The sequence below is a fragment of the Sulfitobacter sp. THAF37 genome, from assembly GCF_009363555.1.
Classification (GTDB): domain Bacteria; phylum Pseudomonadota; class Alphaproteobacteria; order Rhodobacterales; family Rhodobacteraceae; genus Sulfitobacter.
The window spans coordinates 1,926,592-1,944,211 of the sequence record NZ_CP045372.1 but is presented as its reverse complement, the minus strand read 5'-3'; the positions used below and the strand labels follow the sequence as shown (position 1 = coordinate 1,944,211).

Here is a 17,620-nt window from a genome sequence, read left to right as displayed (position 1 = left end):
ATCTCTCGACATCGGCCCCCACCGCTGTCGAAAATCTTGGTAAACGCGAAATGTGGCAAAAACTGGGCAGCCGCCTTAAATACACCTCAAAAGCCCTTCAATTCAGGTGTTTTTTTGCAAGGTCAGCGTGGTCCAGTCAACAATGCTCTCGCGGTCCACCAGATTGACGCCGTGGCGTGCATAAACCTCGATCACCTCGTCGGCCTGTTCGTTCAAAATGCCCGACAGAATAGCGTAGCCCGCAGGTTGCAGCGAATCGGCCATGTCGGGGGCCAGTGCGATCAGAGGCCCCTTCAGGATATTGGCAAAGACGAGATCGAAGGGGGCCGCCGACGACAGGTCGGGGTGGCCGAAGCCCGCCGCCTCGACACAGCGCACCCGCCCTGACAGCCCATTTGCCGCCACATTCGCCTTGGCGACCTCGACCGCAACCGCGTCGATGTCGCTGGCCAGCACCGTTTCTGGCCAGATCCGCGCGGCCGCCATCGCCAGAACCGCGGTACCGCAGCCGATGTCCACCACGTTGGCCCCTGCGAACCCGCCCGCCGCCAGGCGATCAAGCGCCCGCAGGCACCCCAGCGTTGTGCCATGATGCCCCGTGCCAAAGGCCATCGCCGCCTCGATCAACAGCGGCTCGACGCCCTCGGGCACCTTGTCCGCGTCGTGGCTGCCGTAGACAAAGAACCGGCCCGCCTCGACCGGGGCAAGTTCGCGCCGCACATGGGCGACCCAGTCGGTTTCGGGCAGTTCCGACACGACAAAGGGTTTGGCCCCCATCGCGGTTGCCAGCAGGGCGAGGCTCGCGTCGTCCGGCGCCTCCTCGAAATAGCCGCCGACCTCCCAAAGGCCCGAACCGTCCTCCATCTCGAACACGCCGACACCTGTGGGTGCGGGGGTCATCGCTTCCATCGCCTCGCCCAGCTTGTAGGCGGGTGCGCGGCCTTCGAGAGTGGTGAGGGCGGTAAAAGTAGGCATCAGCGTCTCCGGTGTCTGTCAATGTTCGGGTAGGACTGCGTTGGAACGGGGTCAAGGGGGGCGCCCACCGGATCGCGCAGCCCCCTGACGTAGAACCAGCCCCAGATCGCCGCGCCAAGGCCGACGATCGCCCCCGCCAGCGCCTGGCCATAGATCACGCCCTGCGCACCGAAGGCCGCCGCCAGCAGCGCCGCGGCAGGCCAGCTCAGCAGCCCGTCCTTGACCCAGTTCACCAAGGTGGACCGGCCCGCGCGCCCGAGATTGTTGAAGGCCGCGTTGGACACGAAAAGCGCCCCGATGAAGACAAAGCCGCCGACCCCCACCAGGGTAAAGGCGCGCAGCACCTCGGCGCCGCGCCCCTGCAGACCGAAGAGCGCGATCACCTGCGGCGTCGCGATCAGCAGCAGCCCCCAGGCCACCAGGGTATAGATGCCGCAGAAAACCAGAGCATCGCGGTAGGTGCTGCGCACCCGGCTCATCCGCCCCGCGCCGTAGTTCTGGCCAAAGATCCCGCCGATGGCCCCCGACAAGGAGAAGATACCGCCAAAGGCCACCACCGTCAGCCGCCCGATGACCGCCCAGGCGGCCATCGCGTCATCTCCGAACTGCGCCATCACGATGGTCAGAAAGTAGTTGCCCGCGGGGGTGGACATCTGGGTCGCCACCGCAGGCACCGCCACGGCGGCGAAAGGCCCCGCGATATTGCGCAGCGTGCGCAGGCGGGGCCGGTCCAGCAGGCCCAGCTGGAAGACCGCGAAGTAAAGCGCCAGCCCCAGCAGGCTGAACCGGAACAGGACCAGGCCGATCGCCGCCCCGTCCAGCCCCCACCCCAGGTAGAAGATCAGGATCGGGTCCAGCACCAGCAGCACCACGCCCGAGAATAACGTGACATACATCGCCTTGGCGCCATAGCCATGCGCGCGCAGCACCCCCGAACAGGCCAGCGACGCGGACATCGGGATCAGCGAGGGGATCGTGATCGCGAGATAGCGCGCGGCCAGTCGGGCGGTCTCGCCGGTGGCGCCCGCGAGGCCAACCAGCTCGTGACGGAAGCCGACGATCGCCGCGACCACCAGCGTCAGCGTGCAGGCCGAGATCACCGTGCCCGCCGACGCCTGCCGCCGCGCCTGGGCATGGGCCCCGGCACCGATGCTGCGCGAGATGACGGCGGTGGTGGCGATCATCAACCCCACGGCGATGGACACCGAAAAGAACTGGACCGCGTAGGCAAAACCGATGGCCGCCACCAGCTGCGGGTCGCCCAGCTGCGAGATCCACACCAGGTTGGCTGCATCGACAAGAAAGACAAAGGTGATGCCCAGCGCCCCTGTGACCGTCATACGGACCACATGTCCCATGGTGCCACCGGTCAGAAAGCGGCCCTCCCGGGACATCACTCCGCTGCCTGTGGCACCGCGCCGGCAAAGATCGTCTCGTTGCCCGGCGCCGGATGACGCGGGATCAGCATCGCCAGGCTCAGCGACACCCCAGCCATCCCCGCCGCAAGGAAAAACACCGCCGCGGGCGACACCAGCCACAACAGCCCCAGCAGCACGGGCAGGAAAACCGCCGCGATATGATTGATGGTAAAGGCCACCGCCGCGGTCGGCGCGATATCCGCCGGGTCCGCGATCTTCTGAAAGTAGGTCTTCAGCGCCAGCGCGAGCCCGAAGAACAGATGGTCCAGCACGTAGAGCACCGCCGCCACCATGACGCCCCAGCCCAGGTAGTAGACGCCGCCATAGGCCAGGAACACGCAGACCAGCCCGATGTATTCGAACCCCAGCGTCCGGCGTTCGCCGAAATGCCCCACCGCGCGGCCCATCAGCGGCGCCAGCACCATGTTCGCGACCAGGTTCACCAGGTAGAGCGTCGTGATCTGATGCACTTCGTAGCCGAACCGCTCGACCATCATGAACCCGGCGAAGACGACGAATATCTGCCGCCGCGCGCCCGCCATGAACTGCAGCGCGTAATACAGCCAATAGCGACGGCGCAGCACCATCTTCTTGACCTGCGGTGTCGGTGCCTCGAACTGCGGATAGGCCAGCATGGCGAAAACCGCGATCAGCAGCGTGACGCCGCCGCCCGCCAGGTAGACACTGTTGTAGCTCAGGTCCAGCGTCTCCCACAGCGCCATGATCGCCAGATAGGCCATCAGCGTCGCAAAGGACCCCGCCGCCAGCAGCCAGCCCAGCATCCGCGGCGCATCCTCGATCTTCAGCCATTGCAGCTGAAGCGACTGGTTCACCGTCTCGTAGTAATGGAACCCGATGGACGACAGCATCGTAATGGTCAGGATCCCGCCCAGCGAGGGAAACCAGGCGGTGACAGCCGTCGCCGCCCCCAGCAGCGCCAGCGACACCAGCCCCAGCACCTGCTCGCGCACGAAAATGATGATGGCGATGACCCCGACGGCCAGAAATCCCGGTATCTCGCGCACGGTGTGCAACAGCCCGATGTCCGACCCGTCGAAATCCGCAACCTCGATGACGAAGTTGTTCAGCAGCGCCGACCAGGTGTTGAAGGCGATGGGCATCGCCAGCGCCATCAGGAACAGCAGCGCCACCGGCCGCCGCCAGAAGGGCTGATGCTTGGCATCTTCAAGGGTCACGTATTGGGTCATGCCTGCGCTCATACCCCTGCATCAGGGCAAAGACGAGAACAAAAACGCAGGCGTGACGGGCCCGATTGTACCATTCATATCTCTCATTTCCCTCGGAAGGCCCCACCCCGCCATGCCATTCCAAGCAGCGCCGGACCACGGGACGGCGGGCGGGGCGGCTTGCGCAACGCGCAACAGCGCCGCGCGACGTCCCGCCCGGGCTCAGAGCGATGTCTGCGCCGCGACGGGTCCGGAATTGCCGTACCACACCGGACCGCCGCTTGCGGCGTCGGTGCCCTGGGCGGCCCAGACCAGCAAAGCGGCAAATGTCGCGCCGATCAGCAAGGCGACGGGGGCCGTCATGCGGACATGCATCCGCGGCGATCTGAAAACGTGATCCTGAAGTGACACGGTAAACTCCTGTGCTGTGTCAGGCACAGATAGGGGCGTTCGTTACATCATGGAAATCAATGTTTATCCGACTTCAGTTCACAAAACTTGATCAGTTGCGTCACAGCACGCCGCGGGTCAGTAAAAACTCTGCGGGTCGATATCCACGGCGAGGCGCAGATCGCCTTTCAGCTTCACCTGCGCCACCCATTGCGCAAGCGCCTCCTGCAGGGGGGCCGATTTCTCTGCCTTGACCAGAAGCCTCACGCGATGCCGCCCCCGCACCCGCGCGATGGGCGCGGGCGCGGGGCCAAAGACCTGCGCACCGATGCGTCTGAGCGGCGCATCGCGCTGCGCCAGCAGGTTGCCCGCGTCGAACACCTGCGCCACGTCCGGCCCCGACAGGATGATCCCCGCCATCCGGCCATAGGGCGGCACGCCGGCCTGTCGCCGCTCCTGCGCCTCGGCGGACCAGAATGCCTCCTCGTTCCCCGCCAGGATCGCACGGATCACCGGATGTTCCGGCTGATAGGTCTGCAACAGCGCCACGCCCGGCGCTTCCGCCCGCCCCGCGCGTCCCGCCACCTGCCGCATCAGCTGAAACGTCCGCTCCGCCGCGCGCAGGTCGGACCCCATCAGGCCGAGGTCCGCGTCGATCACGCCAACCAGCGTCAGCTTGGGAAAGTTGTGCCCCTTGGCCACCAGCTGCGTGCCGATGATGATGTCCGCCGCCCCCGCCGCGATGCCCGCGATCTCGGCCTTGAGCGCGCGGGCCGACCCGTACATGTCCGACGACAGCACCGCCACCCGCGCCTCCGGCCACAGCGCCGCCGCCTCCTCGCCCAGCCTTTCGACCCCCGGCCCCACGGGGGCCAGCCTGTCCTCCGCCTCGCAGGACGGACAGATGTGCGGCATCGGCTTGCTCTCGCCGCATTGGTGACAGACAAGCCGCTTGAGAAACCGATGCTCCACCATTCGTGCATCGCAGTGGTCGCAGCCGATCTGATGGCCGCAGGCCCGGCACAGCGTCACCGGCGCATAGCCGCGGCGGTTGATGAACAGCATCGCCTGCTCGCCGCGCGCCAGCCTCTCGTCCACTTCGCGTTTCAGCGCGGGCGACACCCAGCGGTCGGCGGGCAGCCCCTCGGCCCGCATGTCGATGGCGCCCATCCGCGGCATCACCGCATCCCCGAACCGCGAGGTCAGATCGAGCCTGCGATACTTGCCCGCCTCCACGTTCGCCCAAGTCTCCAGCGCGGGGGTGGCACTGGCCAGCACCACCTGCGCCCCGCAGATCGACGCGCGCAGCACCGCCATGTCGCGGGCGTGGTACAGCACGCCGTCCTCCTGCTTGTAGGAGGTGTCGTGCTCCTCATCCACGACGATCAGCCCCAGGTTCTGAAACGGCAGGAACAGGGCCGAGCGCGCGCCGATCACCAGCTGTGCCCGGCCCTGCCCGACCATGCGCCAGATGCGGCGGCGCTCGGTCATCGTGGCGCCGGAATGCCATTCGGCGGGTTTCGCGCCAAAGCGCGCCTCCACGCGGTGCAGGAACTGCTCGGTCAGGGCGATCTCGGGCAGAAGCACCAGCGCCTGCCGTCCCGCACGCAGGGTGGCGGCGACCGCTTCGAGATAGACTTCGGTCTTGCCCGACCCGGTCACCCCCCGCAGCAGGGTCGTGCCATAGCTTTCGGACCGCACCGCTTCGGCCAGCACCCCGGCCCCCGCCGCCTGATCGGCGGTCAGCTCCTTGCCGGGCAGGTCCGGGTCCAGCGCGGGGAACGGCAGGTCGCGGGGGCTGTCCTCTTCCAGGACCGCGCCCGCGTCCACCAGCCCCTTGACCACCGACGGCGTCACGCCCGCCAGTTCGGCCAGTTCCTTCAGCGTGAAGGACAGATCGCCATATTCCGCCAATGTCTCCAGCACCCGCCGCCGCGCGTCCGTCATGCGGTCCGGCGCCGCCCCGCCCCGGCGGTAGACCCTGCGCATCGACGGCGGATCGCCCAGTCCCGGCGCGCGGGTCGCCAGCCGCAGCATCGCGGGCATCGGCGTCAGCGTATAGGCCGCCGCGCGGGTCAGAAAGCTGCGCATCTCGTCGCGCATGGGGGCGGCGTCCAGCACCCGGATCACGGATCGGATCTTGGACAGGTCGTAATCGCCCTGCCCCGGCCCCCAGACCACACCCAGCACCTTGCGCGGCCCCAGCGGCACCTCGACAAAGGCGCCCGGGTGGCATCCGCCCTCGGGCGCGCGGTAATCCAGCGCCCGGCCCAGCGGCTGGGTCGTCAGCACCGCCACAAGTTCGCCCTGATCGAAGTATTCCGGTCCGTCCACCGATGCCCCGCTTCGCCTATTCGCAATTCAAGGCTTTCAGCATCGCAGATCATGCGATAAAGCCAAGGCGACAGAGATAACCGTTAGCGCCAACATTCCAAGCCACGAGGACACCGAAATGAAATTTTTCGTAGACACCGCCGAAATCGACGCGATCGCCGAGTTGAACGCGCTTGGCATGGTTGACGGGGTCACGACGAACCCCTCGCTGATCCTGAAATCGGGCCGCGACATCACCGAGGTCACGCGCGAAATCTGTGAACTGGTGACAGGCCCGGTCAGCGCCGAAGTTGTGGCGCTGGACGCGGACACCATGATCGCCGAGGGCCGCAAGCTGGCAGAAATCGCCGACAACATCACCATCAAGCTGCCGCTGACCTGGGACGGTCTGAAGGCCTGCAAGGTTCTTTCCGGCGAGGGCCGGATGGTCAACGTGACGCTGTGCTTCTCGGCCAACCAGGCCCTGCTGGCGGCCAAGGCGGGCGCGACCTTCATCTCGCCCTTCATCGGGCGGCTGGACGACATCCACCTGGACGGCATGGACCTGATCCACGACATCCGCACGATCTACGACAATTACGGTTTCGAAACCAACATCCTCGCCGCCTCCATCCGGTCGGTGAACCACGTGCACGAATGCGCCCTGGCCGGGGCCGACGTGATGACCGCGCCGCCTGATGTGATCAAGAAGCTGGCGATCCACCCGCTGACCGACAAGGGGCTGGACCAGTTCACCAAGGACTGGGAAAAGACGGGTCAGAAAATCCTCTGAACCGGCCACCGCCGGGACACATCGGGGCGATTTTTCAACCGTGGCAAGGCTTTGTCCGGCGCTGTCCCCGCGGGGACACATAATCGCAACGGCCCGGGTTTTTACCCCGACCGGGGCGAAAAAGGGGCGGCATTCGCCGTGTGGCGATGCTATACAGTACCAAATCAGCCAGAGACCGATATGAGCAGCAGCCCCAAGATTGACGACGCCCTCCGCGAGGCGATCATTTCGCAACCCGACGTGATCCTGGACGACACCGACGTGATGCAGGCGCTGATCGCTGCCAATGAAAAGGCGATGGGCGGCAATATCGTCGACCTGCGCGGCATCGCGATGGAACGGCTGGAATCCCGTCTCGACCGGCTGGAGGACACCCACCGCAGCGTCATCGCCGCCGCCTACGAGAACCTTGCCGGGACGAACCAGATCCACCGGGCCATCCTGCGGATGATGGACCCGGTCGAATTCGAACCCTTCCTGCGGGACCTCGGCGGCGAAGTCGCCGACATCCTGCGGGTGGACGCCGTGAAGCTGGTGCTGGAATCGGTTCAGAACGACAGTGACCCGGCCGTGCAGAGGCTGGGCGACGTGCTCAGCGTGGCCGAGCCGGGGTTCATCGACAGCTACCTGACCCAGGGCCGGGGCGGCGCGCCGCGCCAGGTGACTCTGCGCGGTGTGCAGGACGGCGCCGACCGGATCTATGGCGAGAAATCCGACTGGATCCGGTCAGAGGCCTGTCTGAAGCTGGACTTTGGCGCGGGCCGCCTGCCGGGGCTGCTGGTGCTGGGGGCCGAAGACCCGCATATGTTCGGCCCGCAGCAGGGCACCGACCTGCTGACCTTCTTTACCGGTGTGTTCGAGCGCACGATGCGCCGCTGGCTGTCTTGAGGCGCGGCGACGCAGCAGCACAGACCGGGCTGATCAGCCCGGCCGCGCGCGACGCGCTGGCCACCTGGCTGGACCAGCAGCGCGCCCTGCACGGGGCGGCGGAGAACACGCTGACGGCCTATCGCGGCGACGTGGCCGATTTTCTGGCCTTCATGACCGCCCACAAGGCGCAGCCGCAGGGCCTGGGCGCGCTGGCGCAGATCACCATATCCGACATGCGGGCATGGATGGCGCGCACGCGGGGCCCCGACGTGGGGCCGCGGTCGATGGCGCGCAAACTGTCGGCGGTCAAGGCGTTCTATCGCTGGCTCGCCGAACGCGAGGGGTTCGAGCCCACGGCGGTCCTGTCCGCCCGCGCGCCGAAATTTTCCAAGAAACTGCCGCGCCCGCTGGCGGTGGATGCGGCCCGCGCGATGATCGACTGCGTCGAACTGCAATCGCGCCACGCATGGGTCGCCACCCGCGACGTTGCGGTGCTGACCCTGCTGTGGGGCTGCGGTCTGCGGATCTCCGAGGCGCTGGCCCTCAAGGGGGCGGACGCACCGCTGCCCGATGCGCTGCGCATCACCGGCAAGGGCGGAAAGGAACGCGTGGTTCCGGTGCTGCCCGCCGCCCGCGCGGCGGTCGACGCCTATCTGCGCGCCTGTCCCCATCCGCATCAGGCCGACGGCCCGCTGTTTCGCGCGGTCCGGGGCGGGCCGCTGGGGCCGCGGGCGATCTCGCAGGTGATGGCCGATGCGCGGATGCTACTGGGTCTGCCGGCCACGGCGACCCCGCATGCGATGCGCCACAGCTTTGCCACCCATCTGCTGGACGCGGGCGGGGATCTGCGCGCGATACAGGAACTGCTGGGCCATGCGTCGCTGTCGACCACCCAGGCCTATACCGCAGTGGATACCGCGCGTCTGATGGAGGTCTACAACCGCGCGCATCCCAAAGCCGGATAGGCGGCAGAGCGTCGCGCAGGGCATCGAGGCCTCTTCACGGCCCCCGGTCTGCCCGCCCTCAGGCGCGCAGGCTGTCGATGAAATCCTGCGCTGCGGCAGAGGGGTCCTGCGCGCCCGTTGCCACCGCGTCGCTCAGCGCGTCGAGCCGCGCCTTGGTCTGCGCCTCCGACAGCTGTGCCAGAAGGCGCTGCTTCACGTCCTCCATGAACCAGTAGCGCGCCTGCGCGGCCCGGGTCCGGTCCCAGAAGCCGTTTTCGCGCCGCCAGTCGGCAAGCTCGGTCAGCGTCTGCCAGGCCTTGCCGAGGCCGTTTTCCTCCAGTGCCGACACCGTCATCGCACAGGGATAGCCCGGTGGATCCTGCGGCCGCTTGCGCAGGAGGCGCAGCGCCCCGGCGTAGTCGGCGCAGGTGCGGGTGGCCGCCGCCTTCAGTTCGCCGTCGGCCTTGTTGATCAGGATCACATCCGCCATTTCCATGATGCCACGCTTGACCCCCTGCAGCTCATCGCCCCCCGCCGGGGCCAGCAGCAGCACGAACAGATCCGACATCTCCGCCACCACGGTTTCGGACTGACCCACACCCACGGTTTCGATCAGCACCACGTCAAAGCCCGCAGCCTCGCACAGGCGCACCGCCTCGCGGGTGCGGCGGGCCACGCCGCCCAGTTGGGTCTGGCTGGGCGAGGGGCGGATGAAAGCGTTGGGATCGCGGCTGAGCTGGTCCATCCGGGTCTTGTCCCCCAGGATCGACCCGCCGGAGCGGGACGACGACGGATCGACCGCCAGCACCGCCACGCGCTTGCCCATGCCGGTCAGCATCATGCCGAAGCTTTCGATGAAGGTGGATTTGCCGACCCCCGGCGTTCCCGAAAGCCCGATGCGCAGCGCCTCACCTTCCGGTGGCAGCGCCGCGAGCAGTTCGGCCGCTTTTGCCCGGTGGTCGGCGCGGCCCGACTCCACAAGGGTGATCGCCCGTGCCAGGGCACGGCGGTCCTGGGCGGGAATGCGGGTGGCGAGGTCCTGGATATCCATGGCGCATCTTTTGCGGGCCGGTGCAAAAATGTCCAGCCCCGGCTCTTGGCGCGCGGGGCGGTATGCCGGATAAGGCGGCATGTCCTTGATGCTGCCCATCGACGCGGTCCTGCCGCAGGTGATCGCCGCGCTGCGCGATGCGGGCCGCGTGGTGTTGCAGGCGCCGCCCGGCGCGGGCAAGACGACCCGCGTGCCGCTGGCGATGCTCGACGCGGGGGTGACGCCGGGGCGCATCCTGATGCTGGAGCCGCGCCGCCTGGCGGCGCGCGCGGCGGCGGAACGCATGGCGGCCACGCTGAACGAGGATGTGGGCGGCACCGTGGGATACCGCGTGCGCGGCGCCTCGGCCATCGGCCCCGCCACCCGGATCGAAGTGGTGACAGAGGGCATCCTGACCCGGATGTTGCAGGACGATCCGGAACTGCCCGGCGTGGGGGCCGTGATCTTTGACGAATTCCACGAACGCTCGCTCAACGCGGACCTGGGGCTGGCGTTCTGCCTGGAGGTGGCGGAGGCGCTGCGCGACGACCTGCTGCTGGTGGCGATGTCCGCCACCCTGGACGCGGGGCCGGTGGCCGATCTGATGGCCGCGCCCGTTGTCACCTCCGAAGGGCGCAGCCACCCGGTCACGCCGCAATGGCTCGACCGGCCCGTGGGCGCGGCCCGGTTCGAACAGGCGGTGGCCGAACTGGTGATGCAGGCGCTGGCGGCGCAGGACGGCTCCGCCCTGGTGTTCCTGCCGGGCGAGCGGGAAATCCGCAAAGTGGAATCGCTGCTGCGCGGGACGGTGCCGGGCGACTGCACTGTGGCACCGCTGTTCGGTGCGATGGACTTCAAGGCGCAGCGCGCGGCCATCCTGCCCGCCGCGTCTGGCCGCAAGGTGGTCCTGGCCACCGCCATCGCCGAAACCTCGCTGACGATCGAGGGGGTGACGGTCGTGGTGGACGGGGGCCGCGCGCGCCGGGCGCGGTTCGACCCGGCATCCGGCATGTCCCGGCTGGTGACAGAAAAAGTCACCCGCGCCGAAGCCGCGCAACGCGCGGGGCGGGCGGGACGCATGGCGCCGGGCGTCGCCTACAAGCTCTGGACCCGGGGGGAGGACGGCGCGCTGGCCGCCCACCCCCCCGCCGAGATCGAGACGGGCGATCTGACCGGCTTTGCCCTGGAGCTGGCGCTCTGGGGTGGGCAGGCCAAAGACATGCGCTTTGTCACCCCGCCGCACGCGGGACGGCTGGCGGAGGCGCGGCGGGTGTTGCAGATGCTGGAGGCGCTGGACGGCGCGGGCCGGATCACCGACCACGGCCGCGCGCTGGCCCGGCTGCCGCTGCATCCGCGTCTGGCGCATATGGTTGCGCGGGGCGGCAGGCGCGCGCCGCTGCTGGCCGCCCTGCTGGCAGAGCGCGACCCCATGCGCGGTGCCGGGGTCGATCTGTCGCTGCGCATCCGTGCGGTCGAGAACGGCGCGGCGGAGGCCCATGCGCCGACCCTCGCCCGTATCCGGCAGGAGGCGAAGCGCCTTGGCCGGAACCGGACCCCGACGGGCCCGGACGATATCGCGGTGCTGGCCGCGCTGGCCTATCCCGACCGGATCGGGCTGCGCCGCAAGGGAGAAGCGCCGCGTTACGTGCTGTCGGGTGGCAAGGGGGCGGTGATGCCGCAGGGCGATGCGCTGGCGGCGACCCGGCTGATCGTCGCCACCGATCTGGACGGCGACCCGCGCGAGGCCCGTATCCGGCAGGCCGCACCGCTGGACGAAGCGGAGCTGCGCAGGGTGTTCGGGCCGCAGATCGCCTGGGAGGACGTCTGCACATGGTCGCGCCGGGAGAACCGGGTTCTGACCCGCCGGCAGGAACGGTTTGGCGCGCTGGTGCTTCAGGACCGCAACTGGTCCGATGCGCCGGACGCTGACGTGGCGCTGGCGATGCTGGAGGGGGTGCGGCAGCTTGGTCTCGCGCCCGGGCCCGCCGCGCGGCGGTTCCTGGCCCGGGCGCGGCTGATGCCTGCGCCCTTTCCCGATTTCTCGGACACCCACCTGATGGAGACGCTGGACGACTGGCTGCTGCCGCATCTGGCCGGTGTGCGCAGTGCGGAGGACTGGAAGGCATTCGACCTGCTGCCCGCGCTGCGGGCGCGGCTGGACTGGGATCAGCAGCAGGCGCTGGACCGGGCCGCGCCTGCGCATTTCGAGACTCCGCTGGGACGGCGCATTCCCATCGACTACAGCGGCGCACAGCCCGCGGTATCGCTGCGCTTGCAGGAGGTCTTTGGCGTGACACGGCACCCCACCGTCGCCGGACAGCCGGTGCAGATGACGCTGCTGTCTCCGGCGCAGCGCCCGGTTCAGGTGACGACGGACCTGCCGGGGTTCTGGGCATCGTCCTATGCGGATGTGCGCAAGGACATGCGGGGGCAATATCCCAAGCACCCCTGGCCGGAGGACCCGACGCAGGCGGACCCCACCTTGCGGGCGAAACCGCGCAGGACATAGAACGCCCCGCCTGCGGCGGGCCGATTGGGGGCTTTGCCCCCAAACCCCCGAGTATTTTTGGCAAAAAGAACGTGGGGGTCAGTCGTTGTCGGAGAGGCCGGCCCCCGCCCCCTGGCGGCGCGACCTGTCGTTTTCGGGGACCAGCACGCGGTCGGCGTGCTCCCGAAGCAGTCTGTAGAGGTCGTCGGGGAGGTCGATGCGCGATACCTCGGGTACGGCAGCGGGGGTTGCGGGATCACTGGTCATCCTCGGGCCAAACCTGGTACGGCGCAGGGCAATCGCGAAAGGCTGGGCCTCGGCATAGCTTTGAAGCAGGGTGTCGGGCACGTCCGGCGGAAGCGGCACGCCGGTCCGGGGATTCGCCTGCAGGTGCAGGAAGATCAGCGGCAGGGTCAGGATCGGCCCGTCGGGCAGGGCGTGGAGTGCCCGGGTGAGGTCCTGTGCGGGTCTGTGGGCCGCGAGATGGCGCAGCGCGGCGTGGCCGAATGATATGGCTTGCGCCGGGGGGGCGCCCGCGCCCCGCGCCGCGGTGGCCGCGAGCGTCATCGTCTCGTTCAGCGACGCCTTCACGGGGCGAACACCGGCAGCCACCAGTCGTCCGCGCCGGGCCCCAGTTCATCGGCCAGCGGCGCGCCCTGACACAGGGTGATGCGGGTCCACCGGTCCGATTTCGGATCGAACCTGGTCGCGCCGAAAAAGGACAGCTTGCAGCGCAGCATGTCGATGGGCTGGCAGTCGGCGGCGATCAGGTTGTCGCGGATTTCTCCGTAGGGGTAGCGCGCGGTGAGTGCCACCCGCTCTGCCGCGAGAGCATGTTCGGGATGGCGGGTCAACACGTCGTGCAATGCGGCGTCCGGCGCTTTCAGCGCGGCATGGAGCGCCTTGATCCGCCGCCCGATGTCGAGCGGGGTTTCCAGTTCTGCCCCCGGGTCGGAAAGGCGGCACCCCAGGCGGGGTTCCCGCTTGGCCGCGGAGATGTACCAGAACCTTGCGCAGGCGGCGGGGGCTTCGTAATCGGGCTGAAGCGCCCAGTCCCACTGCCGTTCGATCCTGTCGCGCATGTCGGCTGTATCCGGCATTGGCGCGGGGACCGGGCCTGCGGGGGCGGACATGGTGCCGACCAGGTCATCGACCAGGTCACCGAAGGGCTCGATGATCAGCGCCGCCATCAGTTCCTGCAGGTCGAGGCTGGCATGCGCGACACCATGCATCGCCCTGTCGAGCGGGTGCGGTCTGGTGAAATCCAGTGCCTGCTGTGCCGCCGCCCAGTCGCCGCGCAGGGCGACGATGCGGGCCTGATGGGCCGGGTCAGGCACCTGCCAGTCGCGCAGGTGACCTGCCGCGCGGGCGGCCAGTGCTTGCAGCCGGGCCTGCTGGTCGGGCGTCAGCCGGGCAATGGCGCGCACCCGCGCGAGCGCCGTCTCTCGCGCCATCATCCAGTTGTTCAGAAGAACGGGATGGGTCACGAGGAACGGCGCCATGCCCAGCCCCGTGGCATTGCCGATGCCCAGGTGCCGCTTGACGGCGCGGTCGAGCCTGCCGCCGCCCACGTGTTCGGCCAGGTCGTGGGTGAAGTGCCGGATCAGCCAGACTGTCAGCATTTCGGCGCCGAAAGGCCCTTCGAGGCCCGGGCGCGTCGCTATCAGGTGCCGGTCTGCGATGCCGAACTTGCCGTTTCCATAGACGGCGGTGGTGCGCATGAGATAGCCGATGTCACGCACCATCTCCACGTCCGGTCGGCGGCCTTCGCGCAGTGCTTGCGTTACGTGGGCAAAGAGACGCAGGGATTTGTTCGCGCGGCTGAGGACAAGGTCTCGGGCGGTGAAGCGGGCGGCTTCCTGCCGAGGCGCGGTGGCGACGATGCGGTCGATCTCGGCCCTGTCGGGGATCCCGTCGTAAAGGACAAAGGCGCTGTCCCAGGCGGTGGCGATCACGCGATCGGTGCGTTGATCGGCCGGCAGGTCGGAGGAGACGGCCACAAGCGCATAATCATGCCCGCCCAGGCGCAGGGTATAGACCGCGTGGCCAAAGCCGGCCTTGTCCATCTGCCAGACCGGTCGGGAAAGGGTGACCCGGTCATCGGCCAGACGACGGATCAGGCTGCGCAGAAAGCTGAGGCGGGTGGGAAACATCGCCCCCATCCGCGCCAGCCGCATCACCTGGTCGGGCGGACGCAGATCGGTTTGCGGGATCGGGGCCGCGTCTTTCATGCCGGGCCAAAGCCCCTGGCGTAGAAGCGGTGCCAATTGCCGCCCATGATGCCATCGACCTCTGTCGGGGTCAGGCCCGTGGCCAGAAGACCGCGGCGGATGTTGCCGAAATCGCGGTTGTCCGCGAACCAGTTGGGCATCGGTGGAAAGCCCGCCTGGGCTGCGCTGCCTTCGCCATAATCCATCGCCTTGGTCCAGCGGCCGACGCGCATCCATTCGACCACGCTGTCGGGCTGGTCCTGGCAGAGGTCCGTGCCGATACCGAGATATGCCGCCCCGTAGCGCGACGCCGCCTCGGCAATCATCTGGCAGAAACTGTCCAGGGTACATTCCGATCCATCCTTCAGGTGGTGCGGGTAGACCGAAAATCCCAACATCCCCCCTGCCCGCGTCAGCGCCTTGAGCACCGCGTCGGATTTGTTGCGCAGCGCGGGGTGCCACCAGTGCGGGTTCGCATGCGTGATGGCAATGGGCCGGGTCGAATGGTCGATCGCCTCAAGCGTCGAGCGTTCGGCGGAATGGGACATGTCCACGACCATGCCGACGCGGTTCATCTCGGCCACCACGGCGCGGCCCATCCGGGTAAGGCCGGTATCATGTGCCTCGTAACAGCCGGTGGCGAGCAGGGACTGGTTGTTGTAGGTGAGTTGCATGAAGCGGATGCCAAGCTGGTGGCAGATTTCCACCAGACCGATGTCATCCTCGATGGGGCTGGCATTCTGGAAGCCAAAGAATATGGCGGTGCGGCCGGTTTCCTGCGCGCGTGACACATCCGCGGCGGTTGTGCCTTTGAAGATCAGGCCGGGATAGTCCTCGAACCAGCGGTTCCAGCGTTCGAGATTCAGCACCATCTCGCGAAAGCTCTCGTGATAGGCGACGGTAACATGCACCGCATCCACGCCGCCAGCGCGCATCTGTTCGAAAATCGCGGGCGAAAAATTGGCGTATTGCAGATTGTCGATCAGCGGCGTTGTCATGGCATCAGCATGGAACGGCGGCTTTGCTTACTCAACGAAAATTTGCCGGGCGCTCACCTGTCGGTGGTGCGCAGCTCGGCGGCGGCCAGCGCCAGCAGGCCGCCCGCGATGGCCCAGTTCTTGACGAAGATGGACATCTGCCACGGGTCATCGGGCAGAAAGTGGAACAGGCTGGTGACCATGCAGTAGCCCGCCAGGATCAAGGCCGTCGGCATCAGAAAGAATCCGGTCACAAGCAGCACCCCGCCTGCGAGGTTGAGCGCCACGGCAGGCCAGATCAGGATTTCCGGCCAGGCCCGCGTTGCCAGCAACTGCTGCACGACCTCGGGGGCATAGATCTTCTGGGCGGCGCCCGTCACGAACAAGGCGGCGATGCAGAAGCGGCCCATCAGCAACAGCGCATCGGCGCACAGGATGCGGCGATGGGAAAGAGATGACGGATTGGCCATCATAGCGTCCTCCGTTAAAAAAATGACGCCGGGTCGGTGGCGCATTGGCCACCTGCCCGACGCTACTCGTTACAATGCGGGTAAACCCGCGTACTGGTCAATCTGAAGTCCGGGCCGCCACACGAACCGCCCGGACTTAACCGCATCAGGATTGGGGTGGCCGTCCGCCCCTGATCCGGTTTCAGCAAAGTCACGAAGGCAAGTCGGGGAAGTTTCAGGCGAGGTCGAAAAAATTCATGCCCGCCAAGAGGTCAGGGTACCGCCGCGATGGCTGTACCGGGACGCGACAGATCGTGTCGAGCGGAATTGGTTTTTCAGATTTCTTCGACCGCACCCGTGGCGCGGATCTGGCCCGTGGGGGCACCGTCCGGGGCGCCGCCGGGGGGTTCGTCAGAGATCGCCAGCGTCAACTGGCCGATCTGGTCCGCGATCTCCGGCGGCAGCTTCAGGTGGCTGGAATCCTCCGGCACAAGGCCGAGCGAAACCGGCGCGGCATCGGGCAACAACGCCCAGAGCTCCAGCACGCGGCCTTCGGGAATGGACCCTGCCGTCCGGGTGACGGCGATCCCCCCGCGCGAGGGGTCGAGCACCGCGTAAACCTGCAGATCGTCGATGTCGCCGGTCATCTGGGTGCCGTAGATCGGGCCGGCCAGGGTGGGCGCATCGGGCCGCAGCATGGGCATGGCAAGGAAAGCCAGCAGGGCCAGCGCGGCAAAGCTGATGCCCTGCCACACCCAGACCCGCTGCCAGAACGGTACGGCGGGGGTGGGGAAAAGCGACTTGATCAGCGATTTGCGAATGCGTGACGGCGGCTCTACCGGCGCGATGGAATCGGTCATCCCGACCAGGCGTTCGTGCCAGGCTGCAACTATCCCGGCAAACGTCGGATCGCGCCGCGCACGTTCGCGCGCCGTCGTCAGGTTCTCTCCTTCGGACAGGCCCAGCGCATATTCGGCTGCCAGGAATTCGTTTTCCTCTTCGGGTGTGGGGGGGCGTTGGTCTGTCACTGGCTCATACACTCCCTAAGGGAGATCAGCCCGCGTCTGAGCCAGGTCCGCATGGTGTTGAGAGGGACATCGAACCGAGCCGCAAGGTCGGCGTAGCTTTCACCATCGAGATAGGCGCCCCGGATCGCGGCACTGCGGTCCGGGTCCAGCGTGTCGAGACAGCCGGTCAGCTTGCTGGCTTCGGAGGCGGCGATGGCCGATTGTTCGGGGGACGGACCGGGCGCGACCAGTTCCATGCCCGGCGTGTCGATGTTCTGATGGCCCTTTTTGCGGGCGCGCAGACGGTCGATGGAGGTGTTGCGGGCAATCGTGATCAGCCATGTCATCGGCGACAGGCCGTTCGCCTGGTAGCGATCGGCGTTGTTCCAGATTTTGACAAACGTATCCTGCATGGCGTCCTCTGCTGCAGCGCGCTTGTTCAACACACGCAGGCAGACGCCGAAAAGTTTCGCACTGACCCTGTCGTAAAGTTCTTCGAACGCCGCGCGGTCCTTCAGGGCCACCCGCGCAATCAGGCGTTCAATCTCTTCGCGGTCCATAGTCGTGAT

The 17,620-nt window shown here is 67.5% G+C and carries 16 protein-coding genes; 4 read left to right on the top strand and 12 right to left on the bottom strand.

The window, feature by feature from the left end; translation table 11 throughout:
- Nucleotides 1–102: 102 nt before the first annotated feature.
- The 5 genes from FIU94_RS09525 to FIU94_RS09510 all read right to left on the bottom strand — a co-directional run bounded on the left by FIU94_RS09525 (nt 103) and on the right by FIU94_RS09510 (nt 6,304).
- On the bottom strand, nt 103–975 hold the full coding sequence (locus FIU94_RS09525; RefSeq protein ID WP_152465577.1) for a 50S ribosomal protein L11 methyltransferase: 873 nt from the start codon (nt 973–975) through the stop codon (nt 103–105).
- Nucleotides 975–2,369 (bottom strand): MATE family efflux transporter, encoded by a 1,395-nt coding sequence (locus FIU94_RS09520; protein ID WP_254702503.1) that lies wholly within the window; start codon nt 2,367–2,369, stop codon nt 975–977. Before FIU94_RS09520 ends, FIU94_RS09525 begins: the two co-directional genes overlap by 1 nt.
- Nucleotides 2,369–3,601, bottom strand: a complete 1,233-nt coding sequence (locus tag FIU94_RS09515; RefSeq protein WP_152465576.1) for an MFS transporter — start codon at nt 3,599–3,601, stop codon at nt 2,369–2,371. The genes FIU94_RS09520 and FIU94_RS09515 overlap by 1 nt, the downstream gene beginning before the upstream one ends.
- A gap of 201 nt (nt 3,602–3,802) precedes the next feature.
- Nucleotides 3,803–3,943, bottom strand: coding sequence for a hypothetical protein (locus FIU94_RS20875; RefSeq protein ID WP_172975879.1), 141 nt, complete (start codon nt 3,941–3,943; stop codon nt 3,803–3,805).
- A gap of 165 nt (nt 3,944–4,108) precedes the next feature.
- Complete coding sequence (locus FIU94_RS09510; RefSeq protein ID WP_152465575.1) at nt 4,109–6,304, bottom strand: primosomal protein N'; 2,196 nt, start codon at nt 6,302–6,304, stop codon at nt 4,109–4,111.
- 118 nt (nt 6,305–6,422) lie between these two features.
- Between FIU94_RS09510 and fsa the strand changes: the two genes are divergently transcribed.
- The 3 genes from fsa to FIU94_RS09495 all read left to right on the top strand — a co-directional run bounded on the left by fsa (nt 6,423) and on the right by FIU94_RS09495 (nt 8,911).
- Entirely contained in the window at nt 6,423–7,076 is a 654-nt protein-coding gene (gene fsa / locus FIU94_RS09505; RefSeq protein ID WP_152465574.1) for a fructose-6-phosphate aldolase, read from the top strand.
- Between the two features lie 180 nt (nt 7,077–7,256).
- Nucleotides 7,257–7,964 (top strand): DUF484 family protein, encoded by a 708-nt coding sequence (locus tag FIU94_RS09500; protein WP_152465573.1) that lies wholly within the window; start codon nt 7,257–7,259, stop codon nt 7,962–7,964.
- Nucleotides 7,961–8,911: a tyrosine recombinase XerC gene (locus FIU94_RS09495; RefSeq protein ID WP_254702502.1), complete on the top strand. Its 951-nt coding sequence runs from the start codon at nt 7,961–7,963 to the stop codon at nt 8,909–8,911. Before FIU94_RS09500 ends, FIU94_RS09495 begins: the two co-directional genes overlap by 4 nt.
- A 58-nt stretch (nt 8,912–8,969) precedes the next feature.
- Here the strand turns inward: FIU94_RS09495 and meaB are convergent, their stop codons facing one another.
- Nucleotides 8,970–9,941, bottom strand: coding sequence for a methylmalonyl Co-A mutase-associated GTPase MeaB (gene meaB / locus FIU94_RS09490; protein WP_152465572.1), 972 nt, complete (start codon nt 9,939–9,941; stop codon nt 8,970–8,972).
- A gap of 79 nt (nt 9,942–10,020) precedes the next feature.
- Between meaB and hrpB the strand changes: the two genes are divergently transcribed.
- On the top strand, nt 10,021–12,429 hold the full coding sequence (gene hrpB / locus FIU94_RS09485; protein WP_152465571.1) for an ATP-dependent helicase HrpB: 2,409 nt from the start codon (nt 10,021–10,023) through the stop codon (nt 12,427–12,429).
- A gap of 78 nt (nt 12,430–12,507) precedes the next feature.
- Here hrpB and FIU94_RS09480 read toward each other — a convergent pair whose 3' ends face one another.
- The 6 genes from FIU94_RS09480 to FIU94_RS09455 all read right to left on the bottom strand — a co-directional run bounded on the left by FIU94_RS09480 (nt 12,508) and on the right by FIU94_RS09455 (nt 17,611).
- Nucleotides 12,508–13,020, bottom strand: a complete 513-nt coding sequence (locus tag FIU94_RS09480; protein ID WP_152465570.1) for a hypothetical protein — start codon at nt 13,018–13,020, stop codon at nt 12,508–12,510.
- The gene (locus FIU94_RS09475) at nt 12,996–14,639 is read right to left on the bottom strand and encodes a hypothetical protein (RefSeq protein WP_152465569.1); all 1,644 of its coding nucleotides are present in this window, start codon (nt 14,637–14,639) and stop codon (nt 12,996–12,998) included. Before FIU94_RS09475 ends, FIU94_RS09480 begins: the two co-directional genes overlap by 25 nt.
- Nucleotides 14,636–15,616, bottom strand: coding sequence for a membrane dipeptidase (locus FIU94_RS09470; RefSeq protein WP_152465568.1), 981 nt, complete (start codon nt 15,614–15,616; stop codon nt 14,636–14,638). The genes FIU94_RS09475 and FIU94_RS09470 overlap by 4 nt, the downstream gene beginning before the upstream one ends.
- Nucleotides 15,617–15,669: 53 nt before the next feature.
- Nucleotides 15,670–16,068 carry a DoxX family protein gene (locus FIU94_RS09465; protein ID WP_254702501.1) on the bottom strand — a complete coding sequence of 133 codons (399 nt, stop codon included), beginning with the start codon at nt 16,066–16,068 and terminating at the stop codon, nt 15,670–15,672.
- A gap of 311 nt (nt 16,069–16,379) precedes the next feature.
- A complete protein-coding gene (locus FIU94_RS09460) occupies nt 16,380–17,072 on the bottom strand; it encodes an anti-sigma factor (protein WP_152465567.1) in 693 nt (230 codons plus the stop codon).
- A complete protein-coding gene (locus tag FIU94_RS09455) occupies nt 17,069–17,611 on the bottom strand; it encodes a sigma-70 family RNA polymerase sigma factor (protein WP_152465566.1) in 543 nt (180 codons plus the stop codon). The genes FIU94_RS09460 and FIU94_RS09455 overlap by 4 nt, the downstream gene beginning before the upstream one ends.
- Between the last annotated feature and the right edge of the window lie 9 nt (nt 17,612–17,620).

Excerpts from the sequence above, each read along its gene's own strand:
- FIU94_RS09515 (WP_152465576.1), bottom strand. The coding sequence starts at position 3,601 with ATGACCCAATACGTGACCCTTGAAGATGCCAAGCATCAGCCCTTCTGG.
- hrpB (WP_152465571.1), top strand. The coding sequence starts at position 10,021 with ATGTCCTTGATGCTGCCCATCGACGCGGTCCTGCCGCAGGTGATCGCC.
- FIU94_RS09465 (WP_254702501.1), bottom strand. The coding sequence starts at position 16,068 with ATGATGGCCAATCCGTCATCTCTTTCCCATCGCCGCATCCTGTGCGCC.
- FIU94_RS09525 (WP_152465577.1), bottom strand. The coding sequence starts at position 975 with ATGCCTACTTTTACCGCCCTCACCACTCTCGAAGGCCGCGCACCCGCC.
- FIU94_RS09455 (WP_152465566.1), bottom strand. The coding sequence starts at position 17,611 with ATGGACCGCGAAGAGATTGAACGCCTGATTGCGCGGGTGGCCCTGAAG.
- FIU94_RS09500 (WP_152465573.1), top strand. The coding sequence starts at position 7,257 with ATGAGCAGCAGCCCCAAGATTGACGACGCCCTCCGCGAGGCGATCATT.
- fsa (WP_152465574.1), top strand. The coding sequence starts at position 6,423 with ATGAAATTTTTCGTAGACACCGCCGAAATCGACGCGATCGCCGAGTTG.
- FIU94_RS20875 (WP_172975879.1), bottom strand. The coding sequence starts at position 3,943 with ATGACGGCCCCCGTCGCCTTGCTGATCGGCGCGACATTTGCCGCTTTG.
- FIU94_RS09520 (WP_254702503.1), bottom strand. The coding sequence starts at position 2,369 with ATGTCCCGGGAGGGCCGCTTTCTGACCGGTGGCACCATGGGACATGTG.
- meaB (WP_152465572.1), bottom strand. The coding sequence starts at position 9,941 with ATGGATATCCAGGACCTCGCCACCCGCATTCCCGCCCAGGACCGCCGT.
- FIU94_RS09475 (WP_152465569.1), bottom strand. The coding sequence starts at position 14,639 with ATGAAAGACGCGGCCCCGATCCCGCAAACCGATCTGCGTCCGCCCGAC.
- FIU94_RS09470 (WP_152465568.1), bottom strand. The coding sequence starts at position 15,616 with ATGACAACGCCGCTGATCGACAATCTGCAATACGCCAATTTTTCGCCC.